The sequence below is a fragment of the Bacillus sp. ABA4_010 genome, assembly GCF_056159105.1.
This window is the reverse complement of sequence record NZ_JBSWUN010000004.1, coordinates 99,580-117,478: the sequence shown is the minus strand read 5'-3', so window position 1 is coordinate 117,478 and position 17,899 is coordinate 99,580. Positions and strand designations below refer to the sequence as shown.

13 protein-coding genes are annotated in these 17,899 nt (G+C 39.2%); 5 read left to right on the top strand and 8 right to left on the bottom strand.

Annotated elements, in window-relative coordinates; translation table 11 throughout:
- Positions 1-114: 114 nt before the first annotated feature.
- The 3 genes from ACXAEO_RS20205 to ACXAEO_RS20195 form a co-directional block, all read right to left on the bottom strand.
- A complete protein-coding gene (locus ACXAEO_RS20205; RefSeq protein ID WP_474884465.1) occupies positions 115-453 on the bottom strand; it encodes a DUF3243 domain-containing protein in 339 nt (112 codons plus the stop codon).
- A 135-nt stretch (positions 454-588) separates the two neighbouring features.
- Positions 589-1,914: an ATP-binding protein gene (locus ACXAEO_RS20200; RefSeq protein WP_474884464.1), complete on the bottom strand. Its 1,326-nt coding sequence runs from the start codon at positions 1,912-1,914 to the stop codon at positions 589-591.
- 79 nt (positions 1,915-1,993) lie between these two features.
- Positions 1,994-2,767, bottom strand: a complete 774-nt coding sequence (locus tag ACXAEO_RS20195) for an SDR family oxidoreductase (protein WP_474884463.1) — start codon at positions 2,765-2,767, stop codon at positions 1,994-1,996.
- 328 nt (positions 2,768-3,095) lie between these two features.
- On the opposite strand from ACXAEO_RS20195, the gene ACXAEO_RS20190 reads away from it, so the two are divergent.
- The 3 genes from ACXAEO_RS20190 to ACXAEO_RS20180 all read left to right on the top strand — a co-directional run bounded on the left by ACXAEO_RS20190 (position 3,096) and on the right by ACXAEO_RS20180 (position 7,576).
- Complete coding sequence (locus ACXAEO_RS20190) at positions 3,096-4,745, top strand: M20/M25/M40 family metallo-hydrolase (RefSeq protein ID WP_474884462.1); 1,650 nt, start codon at positions 3,096-3,098, stop codon at positions 4,743-4,745.
- A gap of 391 nt (positions 4,746-5,136) precedes the next feature.
- Positions 5,137-6,783 (top strand): PTS transporter subunit IIBC, encoded by a 1,647-nt coding sequence (locus ACXAEO_RS20185; RefSeq protein WP_474884461.1) that lies wholly within the window; start codon positions 5,137-5,139, stop codon positions 6,781-6,783.
- A gap of 4 nt (positions 6,784-6,787) precedes the next feature.
- Entirely contained in the window at positions 6,788-7,576 is a 789-nt protein-coding gene (locus ACXAEO_RS20180) for an endonuclease/exonuclease/phosphatase family protein (protein ID WP_474884459.1), read from the top strand.
- 37 nt (positions 7,577-7,613) lie between these two features.
- Here the strand turns inward: ACXAEO_RS20180 and ACXAEO_RS20175 are convergent, their stop codons facing one another.
- The 5 genes from ACXAEO_RS20175 to desB all read right to left on the bottom strand — a co-directional run bounded on the left by ACXAEO_RS20175 (position 7,614) and on the right by desB (position 14,592).
- Positions 7,614-8,711, bottom strand: coding sequence for a PRK06851 family protein (locus ACXAEO_RS20175; protein WP_474884457.1), 1,098 nt, complete (start codon positions 8,709-8,711; stop codon positions 7,614-7,616).
- A 122-nt stretch (positions 8,712-8,833) separates the two neighbouring features.
- Positions 8,834-11,023 carry a DNA topoisomerase III gene (locus ACXAEO_RS20170; RefSeq protein ID WP_474884455.1) on the bottom strand — a complete coding sequence of 730 codons (2,190 nt, stop codon included), beginning with the start codon at positions 11,021-11,023 and terminating at the stop codon, positions 8,834-8,836.
- Between the two features lie 159 nt (positions 11,024-11,182).
- On the bottom strand, positions 11,183-11,659 hold the full coding sequence (gene ybaK / locus ACXAEO_RS20165; protein WP_474885104.1) for a Cys-tRNA(Pro) deacylase: 477 nt from the start codon (positions 11,657-11,659) through the stop codon (positions 11,183-11,185).
- 108 nt (positions 11,660-11,767) lie between these two features.
- On the bottom strand, positions 11,768-13,276 hold the full coding sequence (locus ACXAEO_RS20160; RefSeq protein ID WP_474884454.1) for a transcriptional regulator: 1,509 nt from the start codon (positions 13,274-13,276) through the stop codon (positions 11,768-11,770).
- 212 nt (positions 13,277-13,488) lie between these two features.
- The gene (desB, locus tag ACXAEO_RS20155; RefSeq protein ID WP_474884452.1) at positions 13,489-14,592 is read right to left on the bottom strand and encodes a Delta(10) desaturase DesB; all 1,104 of its coding nucleotides are present in this window, start codon (positions 14,590-14,592) and stop codon (positions 13,489-13,491) included.
- Positions 14,593-15,296: 704 nt separating this feature from the next.
- On the opposite strand from desB, the gene ACXAEO_RS20150 reads away from it, so the two are divergent.
- Both ACXAEO_RS20150 and ACXAEO_RS20145 read left to right on the top strand, forming a co-directional pair.
- Complete coding sequence (locus tag ACXAEO_RS20150; RefSeq protein WP_474884451.1) at positions 15,297-16,754, top strand: MBOAT family O-acyltransferase; 1,458 nt, start codon at positions 15,297-15,299, stop codon at positions 16,752-16,754.
- 10 nt (positions 16,755-16,764) lie between these two features.
- Complete coding sequence (locus ACXAEO_RS20145; protein WP_474884449.1) at positions 16,765-17,823, top strand: hypothetical protein; 1,059 nt, start codon at positions 16,765-16,767, stop codon at positions 17,821-17,823.
- Positions 17,824-17,899: the final 76 nt, after the last annotated feature.

Sequence of the window (17,899 nt, the reverse complement as noted above, 5' to 3'; positions counted from 1 at the left end):
GCCTCGTTATGGTTGAGGCGGAATAAAGAAAAGCACCACTCTTCTCGTTTACCTATTACGAAACGAGAGAACCGTGATGCTTCTCTTTTTATAGGTTGAATGACAAAGCTTTTCTTACTTTTCCTCGACTAAACGAACAAGCATATGAGCAAGCATATGTTGCTGTTCTTCATTCCCAACTTGCCATAATTCTTGCAGCAACTTCTCTTCGCGGTTTTTCGGTTCTGCATTAGAAGCTAAGTAACCGGCAATTTTTTCTGCTGCTTTCGCCAATTGTTCTTCGCTCAACCCGAGCTTTTTCCCTAGTTCAACCTTGCCGTTTAAATAGCTTTTAAATGAATCAAAATTAGCGGTGATGTCCTCGATTCTTTCATCATCCATACGTTGAATAACCTTGTCCACCTGGTTTGTATCCACGCTTCCATTTTGCTCAACTACATGTTGCTTTTCCATTTCAATCGCTCCTCATCCACTAGTTTTTTCTTTGCTACACTAATGGAATAACCGCTTTTTTGAATGATTAAACATCAATTCCATTGAAAGGAAATTCTTTTAATCGTAAATCGATACAGAATCGTCATCTCCACTTCACAACTGACCATCTATTGGAATCCAAATTTCAAAAGAAGTTTTTCCATCTGATGAATGAAGGGAAATCGTACCTTTATATTTCGCCACCGTTTCCTGTACAATGAATAGCCCTTGCCCTCTTATCTTCCCTGCTTTTTCTGCTTTCGTAGAATACCCCGATTTGAAAATCTCTTCTTGTATTGCCTTTGGGATGACCGGTCCGGAATTCTCTACTTTAAAGACGTAATGACTCGGTTTTCGTTTGCAGGAAATGTCTACCGTTCGATGCCCCTCTTCCATCTGAAGGGCAGCTTCAATTGCGTTATCAATTAGATTCGATAACACTTTAATTAAATCTGTCGTTTTCATCTTTTCAAACGGATCTTTGTCTATATCCAATTCCACTGATACTTTATTTGTCTGCCCGAGCACCTTTTTCGCTTGAAACAGCACTAATAACGCTGGATGATCTACTTCCATCGGCACCGCATCAAAGACCCTTGCTTCCTTCACTAAAGAATCCATATACTCTTTCGCCATTTCATACTTCCCAATCTTCAACAATCCGTGAAGCACTTGAATGTGATTCAAATAATCGTGACGAATGGAACGAAGAGCATCAAACAGTGAATGTAGCTCCTCTTGATACGTCGCCTCTGTATCCCCCACCTCTTTATTCAGCTCTTTTCCATACCATTTTTGCAAAGAGTAAAAAGCCATGAGAAGAATGATAACAAAAACAATACTAAATAAAAAAGAAGCAGCGTTATGTTGGAACACTTTCCGCTCAATTTCTTTCAATACTTGGACGTCCATATCAATTCCTACATAGCCAATAATGGTGCCATCCGTATCTTTAATTGGGGCGCCTGCCGAGATATACGTTCCATACCTTTTATCTTCAATAACCGACGTAAAATAGGTGTTCCCATTCAATGCCTGTCTTAATTGTCCTTCAGGAATGGTGCAAGGTATTCCAATGTCATACTGCACATCATCCTCAAATCCTGTGACAATAAGAGAATAAGCCTGTTTAGGGTCCTTAATTTCAAAAGTATACAGGTAAAGAGCTCCCGTTTTTTCTCTCGTATCATTTAAATACGATGTTAACTCCCAAAAGTCCTTATCTCGTGTTCGATGTTCCAAGAAACGCTTATATTGTTCAACATCAATCGAATCCGCTGTCTGCTTTGCCACTCTCACACTTTGACTGGCAATGGATAATTCTACATTTTTTTTAACACTGATATACGATGCGACTACGTTTACAGCTACAAGACCCGTCAACATTAAAACCGCTACAATCACAATGACCTTTAATTTTTTATTTTTAGTATCATTCATAAAACTCTCCATTATTTTCCCATTCAGCAAAGTAAGGTAAAATTTTTACATACCTTCACGCTATTTCTCTTTTGTCTTGCTAGTCCCTTACTTTAGCTAGTACATCTTTTCCTCCTGTTACCGAAATAACAGCACCTGTAATAAAATCTGACTGTTCTTCACATAAAAACGAAATCATTCTAGCAATATCTTCCCCTGTTCCTGCCCGTTGCACAGGTGTGGCGGCATCCAATTGCTCTTTGGCTTGATTAATATCCGCCTCTTTCCATTCCCCAACAATATCTCCTGGACATACCATATTAACCGTTACTTTATGTTTTGCCTCTTCTATCGCGAGCGTTTTGGTTAAAGAGACAAGCCCTGCTTTTGAAGCCGCAAAAGCGGAACGGTATTTCCATCCCGGAGCCGTTTCGGCCCGATCAAAGCCAATGTTAATGATTCTGCCTCCCCCCTGTTGACGCATCGAAGGAAGAATCAGTTTACAAAGGTAAAAGACGCTATTTAAATTGCCGTTAATCATATAATTCCATTCATCAATTTCATACTCTGCCATTTTTTTGCGTTCAAATACATATGGTCCCGCATTGTTAACTAAAACATCAATTCGGCCAAAATGCGCCATCGCTTCCGTTACCATTGCTTGACAATCTTCAAACCGAGAAACATCACCTTTCACTACCAACACACGGATTCCATACGTTTGTTCTAAGGACTGCGCCAGTTCCCTTGTTCTTTGTTCGCTCTTGACATAATTCAACACAAGATGAAACCCTTTAGCTGCCAGTTCCATCGCTGTCCGTTTTCCAAGCCCTGTTCCGCTTCCTGTAATCAAAGATACTTTCGTTGATACCAATTGTTTCCACCCTCTACTTATACAGTTTTGGCGATATTGAGATAAATGTTTTCACTTAATCTCATTATATCGAGCCTAGAGAATAGAAGAAAGTTTTAGCTTTTGCTTCAGCACACTGTAGATTACCTTTCTAGCAATCAAAAATCGTGACTTTTCTCCTATATAATCGTTTAAATTTAGTTAAAAAGCAACTTTATTCTTTTATAAATACGTTTTTTAAAAGGGAATGTTCCATATAAAATCGAAAGCTTAATAAAATCATGAAACGTGGGGTCTTTTTTAGATTGCTATTTAAAAGAGGTTTCCATGAAGCAAAGGAGCTTTAAGTATGTTAGATTGCCGCGAAGATGTTTTATCTTTTACGAAGCAGCTTGTCAACATTGAAAGCATCGTGAATACAGATGGAGAAAAAGTCATGGCTCAAGCCCTCTTTACGCTCATTTCTTCTTTTCCTTATTTTTCAGAAAATCCTTCTCATATAATGAAAGCTCAAACGGTCAACGATGACCGTGAACGTTATAATGTCTTAGCTTTTATAAAAGGAACGAAAAAGGCAAGTAACAAAACTGTCATTTTAATGGGGCATATAGATACGGTCGGAATCGATGATTTCAATCAACTTCAGTCACAAGCGTGTCATCCAGATCAGCTTATGGAAGCATTAAAGCACGAAGCTCTCCCCCCTAGTATTCAAGAGCATCTCCATTCTGGCGATTGGCTATTTGGTCGAGGCACACTTGACATGAAAAGTGGGGTAGCCAGTCACCTTTATCTGTTAAAATACTATTCAGAACATCCTGAAGAGCTGGAGGGCAATCTTGTCCTCGTGGCCGAATGCGATGAAGAAGATAGCTCACATGGCATTCTCTCTGCTATTAAAGTTCTAAAGGAATGGAAGCAACAACACCAGTTCGACTATGTAGCCGCTATTAATGCTGATTTTGTCTCGCCACGATTTGAAGGAGACCCGAATCGCTATATTTATAAAGGAACAGTCGGAAAGCTCCTTCCTTCCTTTTTTATTACAGGAGCAGAAACTCATGTAGGCTCTTGTTTTGAAGGGCTCGATCCAAATCTTATTGCCGCTGAATTAACGAAACAAATCAATTATAATCCCGAGTTATGCAATGAAGCTTACGGCGAAGTGACGGTTCCTCCTGTTTCTTTAAAGCAAACCGATTTAAAGCCTTCTTATACGGTACAGACGGCGTTATCAGCTTACGTCTACTATAACTTTTTCATTTACTCATGGACCCCAAGAGAAGTACTAGAGAAATTAAAAAGACAAGCTGAAATCGCTTTTGATCACGCCCTTTCTTTGTTTGCGAAACGAGCGAAAGGATATAGTGAATTAAGCGGTGAGCCGTACAATCCGGCTCCATGGCGTTCCCGTGTGATGACGTATGAGGAAATGCATCAACAGCTCGTCGACGAACATGGTTATTTATATGAAGAGCATATAGACAAGTTTAAAGAAGAGCTACTGTTAGATTCAACGTTAGATACCCGTATGTTTGCAGCGCGAGTGGTAGAAGAGGCATGGAAATGGATGAGAGATAAACATCCAGCCATCATTCTGTTCTACTCATCCCTTTATTCACCAAGAATTGAGATGACGGGGGAAACAGAAAAGGAACGAAACTTAACGAAAGCATTGGAAGAGGCTGTCACTGAAATTCAACCATTCTATCACTCTCCTATTACAACACGGCATTTCTTCCCTTATATTTCAGATATGAGCTTTGTCGCTTTAAGTGACGATGAAGCATCCATCGAAGCCGTTACACGTAATAATCCTGGATGGGGAACAAAGCACTACGTTCATTATCAAGACATCCGAGACATTAACGTGCCTGTCATTAACATTGGTCCTTACGGATTAGATGCCCATAAAAAATTTGAGCGAATGGAAATGGCTTACTCCTTAGAAATTGTCCCAAATTTAACTCATCGCGTAATCCAAAATCTTTTAACCTAACCATCCCCTCTTCGAAAAGAACTCATATTCTTTTTGAAGAGGGTTTTATGTATTGATGGATACAAATTTCACTTAATCGTTTCAAACTGCTTGATTTAAGGGAAAAGTGTCCACAAAAGGTTCTTTATCCCTCCTGAATAATCATTTAAAGGTTCACCTAAGCAGATGACCGCTCTTTGGTCATACTAAATTTGCTAGATTGATTTATATGGTAAAAGAAATTATTTCCTACTTTTCTATTGCAATATGAAAAAGTTTTGATTAAAATAAATGAGTGCAAGCGATTGCACTATATTTTCATAAAAGATGAATCGTTCAAATTGAATTCATCATAATTTTACACCTTTTATTTTCACTATAAAGAAAACGTATACATAAGGAGGAGTTTAAGATGAAATTTGCTTCTTTTGATTTTTGGCAAAAGTTTGGTAAAGCGTTACTAGTAGTTGTAGCGGTTATGCCAGCTGCAGGAATTATGATTTCCCTTGGCAAATTAATTGGCATGTCTACTGGTGATATTGCATTTTTGCAAACGATTGCACGTGTGATGGAAGACATCGGTTGGGGAATTATCGTCAACTTGCATGTACTGTTTGCAGTCGCCATTGGTGGATCATGGGCAAAAGAACGAGCTGGCGGAGCATTTGCCGCATTAATTGCGTTTATATTAATTAACCGAATCACAGGTGCGATTTTCGGTGTAAACGGTGCCATGCTGGCCGATCCTGAAGCAACCGTCACATCATTAATCGGCAGTGAGTTAGTTGTAAAAGATTACTTTACATCAATTTTAGGGGCACCTGCATTGAATATGGGTGTATTCGTAGGGATTATTTCTGGATTTTTGGGCGCTAACCTTTTTAATAAATACTATAACTATGACAAATTACCACAATCTCTTTCTTTCTTTAACGGAAAACGATTTGTACCATTCGTGGTCATTGTAGGTTCTGTTGTAACCGCTATCGTATTAGCTCTATTATGGCCTTTCGTTCAAGGTTTATTAAATGATTTCGGACGTTGGATTGCTTCTTCTCGTGATACGGCTCCAATCATTGCTCCATTTATCTTTGGTGCATTAGAGCGTTTATTATTGCCATTCGGACTTCACCATATGCTGACAGTTCCGATGAATTACACAGAGCTTGGAGGCACTTATACGATCTTAACAGGTTCAAGCGCAGGGCAAACGGTTGCAGGACAAGACCCATTATGGCTTGCTTGGATTGCTGATTTAAACAACTTTTTGGCAGCAGGTGACACAGCCAGCTACAATCAGTTATTAAACGACGTAACACCTGCACGTTTTAAAGTAGGACAAATGATTCTTTCTTGTGCAGCCTTACTCGGTATTGCGTTCGCGATGTACCGCAATGTTGACAAAGAAAAACGTTCAAAATATAAATCAATGTTTCTCTCTGCAGGATTAGCTGTATTCTTAACAGGCGTAACTGAACCAATTGAATTTATGTTCATGTTCGCAGCACCTATTCTTTATGTGGCTTATGCTATTATGACAGGCTTCGCTTTCGCAATCGTTGACATTATTGATATTCGTGTCCATTCGTTTGGAATCATCGAGTTATTAACACGGACACCAATGATTGTTAAAGCCGGTCTTTGGGTTGATCTTGTGAATTTTGTGATTGCTTCCCTTGTCTTCTTTGGATTAAACTTTGCCGTAGCAAACGTGTTAATCAAAAAGTTCAATTTCCCAACACCAGGGCGTGCGGGTAACTACATTGAAGAAGAAACAACTCCAGCAGCACAAAACAGTGAGACAGGCAAAACGAATGATCAATCACTTGCTTCTACTATCATTGGTTTATTAGGCGGACATGACAATATTGAAGATGTTGATGCCTGCATGACTCGCCTTCGCGTCACCGTAAAAGATGCCAATGTCGTTGCGGGAGAACAGCAATGGAAGCAAAATGGCGCACTTGGATTAATCGTCAAGGATAAGGGCGTCCAAGCAATTTACGGTCCAAAAGCAGACGTATTAAAGTCCGATATTCAAGACCGTTTAGGGGCTTAATGCCATGAAACTTTTGACGCTGAACTGCCATGCTTGGCAAGAAGAACAGCAATGGGAAAAAATTAAACATTTGGCGGAAACCATTAAAGAAAAATCATATGATGTCATTGCACTCCAAGAAGTCAGTCAGTCCATCAATGCCCCTGTTATTTCCGGGATATTAAAAGAAGATAACTTCGCGGTCGTCCTGCTGGAAGAACTGCGAACACTTGGAGTAACTGACTATGAACTCGTTTGGGACTTTGCCCATATTGGCTATGAGGTATATGAAGAAGGATTGGCGATTTTAACGAAGCATCCCATCGTACAAGATTATTCCTTCTTCATCTCTAAAAGCGAAGATACGAACTACTGGAAAACACGGAAAATCGTTGGGGTCCAAATAGATTATCATCAGCAGCCAATAACCTTTTATTCCTGCCATCTTGGCTGGTGGGAAGATGAAGAAGAACCGTTCCAACAGCAAGTAGACGCCTTAATGCAACAAACGAAACAAGAGATGCTTACGTTTTGGATGGGCGATTTTAATAATAATGCCTTTATTCGCGGAGAAGGGTATGACTATACCGTCAAACAAGGCGTATATGATACCTACCACTTAGCGGAAGAAACAGACAGCGGTATTACCGTCAAAGGTAACATTGCCGGTTGGGATAAAAATAAGCAAGATTTGCGCATTGATTTAATCTTAACGAATCAGCCGATCCCTGTTTTATCTTCTCAAGTGATCTTTAATGGCCTCAATAAATCAATCGTATCCGACCATTTCGGGGTAGAAGTTCAGGTGAAATAATCAAAAAGAGGCGGATGAAACCGCCTCTTTTTGATTATTATTTGTTTTCTGCGATTTGCTCAATTTGTCGTTGAAGATCCTCACATATTTGATTAACCACATTAAAATCCATTGCTTCAATATAAATCGCTTCTAATTCATCCCGTAAAGACTTCACACCCGCCAAATACGAAATCGCTTCTTTCATCTTGGAGGCATACTGACTCGAAATTTCGGCAAGTTGATCGGCGTATTTCTCATCGGTCCCTGCTGTAATAATAGCTTCATACATATCAATAATCTCATCTGAATCTCGCTCAGGAAAGTATTCATGAGGAGCGGTGCTATCAAAGATTGCAAAGTCTAACTCCCTCACAATGACCATATCCAAGCTTTTCGGATCAAACCCGCAATGATAAATTTCCACATCAAATCCACTTTGTTCAGCCGTTGCTGCAATCTTTTTCAACATCGTTGATTTACCTGAGCCGGGTCGTCCTTTAATAAAATAACGCTTCGCTACACCTTCCGTTAAATTAGGAACAAAATCAACTGCTCCTTTCGGTGTAGCCGCTCCAAGAAAGCGATGGCGAACATCTGCTTTTTTCTCGGCTGTCTGTTGGCCAACTAAACGTTGAATTACTTGTTCTGTCAAAGCATTGGCTTTTGAAAAATTCATGTTTTTAATGTAAATTTTCTCCCAATCATCATGGATACGCAATGCCTCAGCAAAGCAACCGTATGCCTGCTGAAAAGCTGCACGAATTTTTTCTGTGTATTGGATAATCTGTTCCTTCTGCGCCATCAATTTGCTTGAATCCCATGCCAATCCGAGGTTGACATACTCTTCCACGGCACCAGGATATTTCGGTTCAATGATATGAGGAGCGGTACCGTCTACAACGGCCACTTTCAGTTGTTCAATAATAACACCATCAATGGATTGATTATCAGAGGAGCAATGCAAATATTGAATATCATATCCTTGCTCGTTCCAATCTTCCCCGATTTGTTTCATGAGAGTGGATTTCCCTGTACCAGGTCCACCTTTTAAAATGAACAGTCGATCCATGTTTTCCAGGTTCGATTCATACAAACTGTAAAACCCTCGTGCTGTATTACCGCCAGCATAATAATTGATGATATTCCCCTTCATTCAAACCGCTCCTTTTTCATGAAAGTCAAAATGTATTGTCACATAGGCTAACATATGAACGGAGCGGTTAATAGGTGAACGCCTAAGAAAAAGGAGGACCTGCTGGCCCTCCTTTCATTCATTTATTCTTTTAATTTTAATTTAGCTAAGGCTTCTGCAAACGGATTGTTCAACGGCTCTTCTTGATCTTGATTTTTTAAATATTTATTAATGTCTTTTCGAGATACTTTCCCGTTCTTCTCTTTTTTCTTACGCTCGTTGAAGGTTGACAATTTTTCACGATGACCGCAGCTACAAGCAAATACTTGCCCCTCTCCTTCACCTCGAAGTTCAAGACGTTTATGACAATTCGGGCATCTTGCGTTCGTTTGCTTGGAAATGTTTTTACGATGACCGCACTCACGATCCTGACAAACGAGCATCTTTCCTTTTTTTCCGTTTACTTCTAGCATCAATTTGCCACAATCCGGGCATCGGCTGCCAGTTAAATTATCATGTTTAAATTTCTTTTCATTGTTTTTAATTTGATTCACTGCCGTTTTGGCGTAGTCTTTCATTTCTTTAATGAATGCTTGTTTTTTCATGGAACCTTTCGCAATGGCTCCTAGTTTTTGTTCCCATTGAGCGGTCAAATCTGGTGATTTTAACTCATCCGGTACCAACTCTAAAAGTTGCTTCCCTTTTGATGTAATAACTAAATCTTTTCCTTTCTTTTCAATTAAAAAGCTATTAAATAACTTTTCAATAATATCTGCTCTTGTCGCAACCGTTCCAAGTCCACCCGTTTCCCCAAGCGTCTTTTTCAACTCTTTGCTTTCGTTTTCCATATATCTCACTGGATTTTCCATAGCCGAAAGCAACGTGCCTTCATTAAAGCGTTCAGGTGGTCTTGTCTCTCCTTTTGTTTCATGCAAGGATAGAACGTCCAATACATCACCCTTTTTTAACGGAGGCAGGGTTTGCTCAGCAATGTCATCATTTGCGGCATCATCATCGTAGCGATTTTCATATACCTCTTTCCATCCTTGTGAACGAACCACTTTGCCTTTTGCTCGAAAGGACGCTTCGCCGATTTTAGCCTTAATGGTTGTTTGCTCATATTCAAATGGCGGGAAAAGAACTGCTAAAAAGCGCTTGACGACTAAATCATAAATCTTTCGTTCTTTATCACTTAAAGAGCTTAACAGTACCGATTGCTCCGTTGGAATAATCGCATGATGATCCGATACTTTGCTGTCATCGACAAATGATTTGTTACCTTTGATTGGCTGTTTTAGCAATTTGAATGCAAGCTGGTTGTAAGGCTTCATACTGCAAGCTTCCACACGTTCTTTCAATGTTTCAACCATATCTGTTGATAAATAGCGAGAATCTGTCCTTGGATAAGTGACAATTTTATGATGCTCGTAAAGCTTTTGTAAAATAGAAAGTGTCTCTTTTGCAGAATAATTGAATTTTTTATGTGCCTCTCGCTGAAGTTCAGTTAAATCATATAGTTGCGGGGCATAACTCTTTTTATATGATTTTTCAACTTCCATAATATCAGCCTTTTTCCCTTTAAGACTGGCAAGGAGCTGATCGGCTTTTTCTTTCGAGAATGTTTTAATATCGTTCGTTTTTTCATCTTGCCATGTTAGCTTTACATGTTCTGTGACTGCCTGAATGCCATAAAACGTTCTTGGTTTAAACTGTTTAATCTCTTCTTCCCGCTTGGCAATCATCGCCAATGTCGGTGTTTGCACACGACCGCAAGAAAGCTGAGCATTATACTTTGACGTCAAGGCACGAGTTGCATTAATTCCGACCACCCAATCCGCTTCTGCACGAGCCACAGCCGAATCGTATAAATGCTCATATTCTTTCCCGTCCTTCAAACGGCGAAACCCTTCTTTAATGGCTTTATCTGTAACTGATGAGATCCATAACCGTTTGAGGGGCTTTTGAATACGCGCCTTTTCAATAATCCAGCGTGCCACAAGCTCTCCTTCACGCCCCGCATCAGTCGCGATGACAATCTCTTTCACATCTTTGCGATTCATTTGAGCTTTAACCGCTTGGAATTGCTTGCCGGTTTTCTTAATGACCACCAATTTTAGTTGAGAAGGAAGCATCGGCAAATCTTCCAAATTCCATGATTTATATTTATCATCGTAAGCTTCTGGGTCTGCCAATGTCACTAAATGACCTAACGCCCACGTTACGATGTATTGACTTCCTTCCAAAAAACCGTTTCCTTTTTTCGTGCAGTTTAATACACGTGCCAAATCTCGTCCTACCGAAGGTTTCTCTGCTAATACTAATGTTTTACTCATCTAAACATCCTTTCAATATGGATCCATTCATGGAAATTTATCTCCAATGATTTTTCTCTTTTCCTATTGTAACATGTATATTCTTTCTCTATCAGCTGACTGCCCGCTAACATTCAACCGCGCTCATCTTGTTAAAAAGCCGTACAAGTAAAAAGACCATTATTTTATCAGATTCATTATCAAGGCAGATGTTACTGCCTGTAAGTCAATCGTTTTCATTTCCACTTGAATGCCGATTTTCCCGCCGCTTACAACTATTCCCTCTAAGGATAGAGCGCTTTCATCAAGAAATGTCGGATAAGATTTTTTCATTCCAACAGGTGAGCAGCCCCCTCTCACATATCCGGTCCATGTTTGAATCTCTTTTACTGGAAGCATCTCTATTTTCTTTTCGTTTGCTGCTTTTGCTGCTTTCTTTAAATCTAGTTCTTCTGCTACCGGTATGACAAATACATACAATTGGCGATTGCTTCCTTTTGCAACAAGTGTTTTATAAACGAGCGACACATCTTTGCCTATTTTTTGCGCAACGGAAAGACCATCAATTTGCCCATCCTTGTTGTCATAAGTCATGACACGATAGCTTATTTTTTGTGCATCCAGTATGCGCATCGCATTCGTTTTTGTTTGCTTCATCATTCGCCTCTCCTACTTTTTATTTTATACAAGTTTCATAATAGTCGAAAACCCGTCAGGAAAAGGATCGTGTCCATGACGGGTCATGCAAGTCGTTCAACCAACTTTCTACTTTCTTGCTCGTCTCATATACGCTTGCTTCGGATGGTTTGGTCGCTTTGGATATTGCAATTGGATGCGCCCTTCATTCACTAGTTTCCCCAAGTAGTTATTTCTCAAGCCGTCAGGCGTTCTTTCTAATAAGGAAGCAAGCTCTTTTAACATGAGTGGTCTCTTCGCCACAAGTTCGATAATAATCGCTTCCATTTGCGCAGGACTTAATCGCTTCTTTCTTCTAGCAATCTCGGAAATTTCCCATAATTGACGCTCCGTTTCCTCACGCCCCCCATTTTCCTCTCGTTCTTCAATAGAGAAGGTATCTTCTTGCTCTATCTGAGTCAGTGCTGTCTCCTCTTGTTCGTTAGACCCATCATTATCAACGCTCCAGTCATCCTCATGATGGGCCCACTCTTCTATTTTATTAGAGGAGTTCCCTTCTTTATTAAATGAGTTGGCAGATTTATTAAAGGAGTTAATCCTGTTATTCAAGGAGTCATCCCCTTTAATATAGGAGTTTTGACCATTATTGTATGAGTTAAAATCTTTATTGTAGAAGTTATACCCTTTAATATAGGAGTCTTTTTCTTTATTCAAGGAGTTTGATGAGTCCGTGATTTCTGGAGTTTTTTCATTATTTCCCAAAAATCCATCACCTCTTTTTTGTCCGATCCCCTGGTCCCATTTCTCATTATTTCCCATAGAAGATGTTTGTAGATGACATGTAAGAATGACTCGTTTTGTTTGGACATTTTGAACGATCTCCAGCCCTTCATCATACAAGTGACGCCATGCTAAATCAGCACTTTTTAAACCCGATCCCGCTCGCTTGCATAAATCAATAAGAATAAACATCTTGAATAAAGTGGGATTCAATAGCTGGGTTATGCCTCCTTGTATAGCTTGTTCAGGGGGCATTCGCAGCATTCCAGGGTTAGAAAATTGAACAAAATCCCCTTCTTTTTCAACAATAATTCCTCCTTCACCATGATAATCCGTATGCACAATCGCATTGATTAAAATTTCATGAAAAGAGGACGCCAACAATTGGCGATTTTCTTCTTGCGCCAACTTCTCTGACCGTCCAGTCATCCAGTTTCCTGTTAACTGCTCCATTACCTTAAAATAAAAATCATGAAGATTACCCGACCACGTTCCATCTTGAGATGTAAACCGTGTTGACCAATCACCACTTATTATATCAGTCAAATTTTCACGGTATTCTAAAAAGTATTGGGGCAAAACCTCTGTAATAATTCGTTCTTCACTAAACATTAATAAGCCAGCTAGCGTTAATCCTTCTGTGCTCGCATTTCTTTGTTTTCCCCAAGCCCCAATTTTATAAAGAAAATCTTTTGTCTCAAGACCGTTCCAGGGATGAAGGGGCTTGATTGACAAAAAACGTTGGCGATAGCTTTTAACAGATTCAAAATTTAATTCATTCAGCCCGTAATGCTCTAAAATGATAGTATCTTGCGAAACCGCTGAAGCGCCTGTCAAATGATTAACATGTTTATTCACTTCTGTTCTCCCTCTTTACTAAAGTTAATTCTGCTCCCTCATGTAAACAATTGCTTTTTCCATTTTAACATCTTTTATCTATCGTCTCCTTACCTTCCCTTGAAAATGCACGTTTTCTCCTCACCCTCGGTGTCACCTGTTTCACCACTTTTTATTATATTAAAATAAAAAAGCCGCCTCCTATTCGAAGCGGCTTTACTTATGCACTCTTTTTAGCGATGTGTTTGTTTTGACACAAATCTTGGAGCGATCGGTGCATCCTTTTTTAAATTAATCTTGCGGTAACGAATGTTATTTGGATCAAATCCATGTCCGAGTGAACCATACACATGCCCTGCATGAGGGTCGATCAAGTCTTTTTCTTGATAATAAATTCTCGGTGTTTTCCAAAGAGCTTTAAGAGCTTGTCCCATTGGCATCTCATGATAACGATCCGGCCACATCCGTTTAATTTGCTCTTTCACTAAAGGATAGTATTTTGAGCTTATTCCTGGGAATAAATGATGCTCTGTATGATAAGAGAAATTAAAATGTAGCACATCTACCCACTTTGGTACTGTAACTGATAAACTGTTTGCCAACGGATCATTAACAGGTACAAGTGGATTTAAACGGTGATTCGTTGAAATATAGGCCATTACAATAAAATTTCCGATGAAAAGCGGCAATAAGAAAGCAAAAAACCACTTTTGAGGTCCCATAATAAAGAGCAAGCTAATCCACGTAACCCAAGGCAGCAACAATTGCAGCCAAACAGTTGGTTTGGTCTTTGGGTTAAATTGCTTAATAAAATGTACGAACATTCTTGTAGAGTGAAGTGTAAATTCAATCATTAAAAAACTAAACTCTGCAAAGGAACGCACAAATAAAGGTAGACGGTAAACCCAGCGTAAAAAGCGGCTTTTGAGCATCTTTTCTAACGTCGGCCATGAATCAGGATCTTTTTCATCATTCTGTGTATGAATATGGTGTGTCATGTTATGCCATTTTCTCCACAGTTTTGGACCAGTCGTTAACGGAAAGAATGCAATTGCCCCGCAAAGGTCTCTCAACCACGGCTTCCTTACAACGGTTCCGTGTAAAATTTCATGCCCTAGTAGTCCCATTCCAGCAAAACATAAGCCTAATACGATTGCAATCGGTAAATAAATCCAAGCGCTTAAATCAAATAAACCAATCGTCAGAAAACCTGCCACAATGACTAATAAATAGGCCAGCCCACCAAACAGTCGGGACGGAACAGGTTGAAACGCTTCCTTTGGTAAATGTGGAGATATACGCGCAGCATACCATCCAAATGTATGAAGCTCCTTCATCTTTAGACCCCTTTCCTTTTAGGCCCTTCGTCTGACAAAGCATGGAGTGATATCTTAATTGATGTTCGTCAAACACAAAAAGATGACGCTACATTCACTATCACATACAAAAACGATGATCCATTACTTAGACAAAGGATTAAATGTCAATTTTATACAGTATGTAGGATACAAAACTCAGGATGAACCAATCGTTCTTTCTCCTTTTTTATACTAAAAATGGAAACGGATTCTTTTCCGTTGATTTTTGAATAAATACCTACAGACTTCATCCTACCAATTCATTTTCATACTTGTCAATCAATTTTTATTACTTGGTACTAATCTCTAGTTATATTTACTGGTAATGATTTAGAGATTTCATTATTTTCAAGAGAAGATATGTAGAGAAAAAAACCTTCAATCTATCATCACTTACTAAAAAAACAGTCCTATCGCAACACCCTTTTTATTATATTAGTAAATTAATTTTTGCCTTTTTCTCTCTGTAGCATCAACAGTAGAAACTGTCTCTTTTTATTCAAGATATAGAGAGACTTCTTGATAAAAGCTTTCACCATTTCATTTACTTTTAAGCACACCTTTTTCTATAATGATTCTATTGTCTTTCGTTTAAAGAACGACCATTGTCTTTTCGGATGGATTCTGTTCAACTATGAGCTTTTGTATCGTCTAGAAACCATGATGAAAGAGGAGTTGCCAACTTGCTGTTTAATTCATTTGAATTTATTTTTTTGTTTTTTCCTATTATGTTTCTGTTCTATTTTTTCTTGCTTAAGCTTAAGTTCTCCACTATAGCGAAGCTATATCTCATTGCAGGCTCTTTATTTTTTTACGGCTGGTGGAACGTCCGTTACGTGCCGTTAATTTTAGCTTCTATTTGTATTAACTACGCCATCGGTCATCTATTAATAAAGAAAACCAGCACGTTCTCCCGTCAGTTTTTCCTGACAGCGGGGATTTTGTTTAATGTCGGATTGCTGTTTTATTTTAAATACGCCGATTTCTTTATCGAAAATATAAATGCCCTTTTTCATACTCAATATGACCTTTGGAAGTTGGCGTTACCTTTAGGAATTAGTTTTTTTACCTTTCAACAAATTGCTTACTTAGTCGATACGTATCGAAGAGAAACAAAGAAAACCGGATTTTTCGACTATATGTTATTTGTTAGCTTTTTCCCGCAGCTTATTGCAGGTCCCATCGTTCATCATCAGTCGATGATTCCGCAATTTTCAAAAACGGAAAATAAACGACTACGCTTTGACAATGTGGCCGCAGGGTTATTTATCTTTTCTATCGGTCTGTTTAAAAAAGTTGGCATCGCCGATCAATTCGCCGCTCTTGCTAGCCAAGGATTTGGACAAACAGCTGCTTTAACGCTCATTGAAGCATGGACCGTCTCACTTAGCTATACGTTTCAACTCTATTTTGATTTTAGCGGTTACAGTGATATGGCTATCGGTCTTGCTCTTTTATTTAACATTCATCTTCCAAAGAATTTTCATTCGCCCTATAAGGCCTTAAATATTCAAGATTTTTGGAGAAGATGGCATATTACATTAAGTGAATTCTTAACTAAATATATTTATATCCCGCTTGGAGGAAATCGAAACGGAGAAACAAGAACACTCCTTAATATCTTTCTTGTTTTTTTCATTAGCGGCTTTTGGCATGGTGCAGGGTGGACCTTCATTGTGTGGGGGATGATGCATGGAGGAGCATCCATCATTTATCGCCTTTGGAAGAAAACAGGGTGGACACTCAGCACGTGGGCTGCTTGGCTCCTTACGTTTAACTTTGTTAATGCGGCTTGGGTTTTCTTTCGTGCAGAGTCGATGAATGATGCCATCAACGTATTAAAAGCTATGATTGGGTTAAACGGCATTTCTCTTGCAAGTAATGTCTTTCCGACTTCCTTTTTACAGCTAATGGAACGCTTCTCTATCTCTGCTGTTCCGCAATACGGCACAATGGTCGATATCACGGCCATCATGAGTCTTATCCTAGCCTTCATAGCTGTTCTGTTCTTCAAAAGCTCCATCGAGTTAACAGACAGAATAAAATACGATATGAAAACCGCTCTTTTAGCTGCATTTTTATTCGGTTATGCAGCCCTTAATTTATCGAGAGTAAGTGAATTTATTTATTTCAATTTTTAGGTGGGGTTCTATGGAAGATAAACAGTCTAAAAAGTGGGTCGCCGCGTTCAGTTGTGCTCTCTTGCTTATACTGGGCAGTGTCGGGTTCGTGAATTACCTCGTGGACCCTCTCTGGTTTTATGATCATAAGCTGGGCATTAACGATATTCAAAAGCCATTTAATGAACGCCAACAAAAAACGAATCATTTAGCTTTCAGTGATAAAACATATGATACGCTCATTCTCGGAAGCAGTCGTATGACTTATGTAAACCAGTATGACTTCGTCGGGCACAATGCTTTTAACTATGCTGTCGCGATGGGCTCTACAAAAGAATTTCAAAAGATGATTGACTATGCTGAAGCAGCCAATGGAAAACCGTTTCAAACTATTGTCATTGGTCTTGATTTTTTTGATACAAATATACATGTACAGGGGAGACCAGCTCCCATTGACCGTTATATAGAAGAAGTCGATGAACCCTTTTACCGACTGAAGAACTTACTGTCATGGGATACATTCAAAATTTCAATGGAAAACATTACGCATTCCTATTCTGGTGAACATTACCCCGATCGCAGTTATAATCGCGATAATGTTGTCGATGTGGAAAAACGAGAATTAAAAGCCACCGAAAAAAGAATTTATGATGTATTATCGCGATACGAAAACTTACACTATGAATATGATGAAACATATAAAGAAACCATTGAACAGATTGTAGCGCAAAATCCCAATTCTCATATTATCGCACTCACAACTCCCATCACGGCCGTCCGCTTTAAAACAGAGCTCGATAGCCCGGTTGTAAGGGCTGGCTATGAACGATGGCTTCGAGAAAGTGTCGATGTATTTGGAGAAGTTTATCACTTCAATGACATCAACAGTATTACAAACGACTTACGTCATTATTTTGATACAAATCATTTTTACCCTCATGTAGGCCGCCTTGTCGCACATCGAGTGATCGACTACCCAAACCTTGATATCCCAGATGATTTTGGCAAACGGCTGACGAAGCAAAACATTGAAACCTATTTAATAAACAGTCCATTAGGGGGCACACTTTCTTCCTCTTTGGAAAAATAAGATGCATGAAGAGCCAATGTTTCTTTCAAAAGAGCAAGCAAAGGATTGCGATTAGGCCCGTTCTTCTCGACTAAAA